At 56.6% G+C, this 732-nt stretch carries 1 protein-coding gene; it reads left to right on the top strand.

What is annotated here, in order from left to right; translation table 11 throughout:
* Window positions 1-16 precede the first annotated feature (16 nt).
* The coding region (locus AC1QQ2_RS14680) for a radical SAM protein (protein ID WP_479713701.1) at window positions 17-732 on the top strand (716 nt) is incomplete at its 3' end.

Here is a 732-nt window from a genome sequence, read left to right on the forward strand (position 1 = left end):
CCCGTTTGTGGATTTGGTGCCCCCCCAAGGCGTCAAACTCACACCCAAACATTTCGCCTATCTCAAGATCAGTGAAGGTTGTAACCACCGTTGCACGTTTTGCATCATCCCTTCTTTGCGCGGGGATTTGGTCAGCCGACCGGTGGGTGATGTGCTGGGCGAAGCCCGTCGCTTGCTGGAAGCAGGCGTCAAAGAGATTTTGGTCGTCAGCCAAGACACTTCAGCTTATGGCGTGGATGTCAAATACCGAACCGGTTTTTGGGACGGTAAGCCTGTCAAGACCCGCATGTTGGACTTGGTGCGCGAGATGGGTGTGATGGCCAAGGCTTATGGCGCTTGGGTGCGCCTGCACTACGTCTACCCCTATCCCCACGTGGATGAGGTCATCCCGTTGATGGAAGAGGGTTTGATCCTGCCGTATCTAGATGTGCCCTTGCAGCACAGCCACCCAGAAGTGCTCAAGCGCATGAAACGCCCGGCCAGTGGCGAGCGCAATCTAGAGCGCATTCAGGCGTGGCGTGAGGCCTGTCCGGAGTTGGTGATCCGCAGTACCTTTATTGCTGGCTTCCCTGGCGAGACAGAAGAGCAGTTTGAGCATTTGCTGAATTTTGTGGACGAAGCGCAAATCGATCGAGCCGGTTGCTTCGCCTATTCACCTGTCGAAGGTGCAGGCGCCAATGCGCTGGACGGTGCTTTGCCAGACGAGGTGCGTGAAGATCGTCAGCGCCGCTT

This window comes from Aestuarium sp. (genome assembly GCF_023253315.1).
In the GTDB taxonomy this organism is placed as follows: Bacteria; Pseudomonadota; Alphaproteobacteria; order Rhodobacterales; family Rhodobacteraceae; genus Marivivens; species Marivivens donghaensis.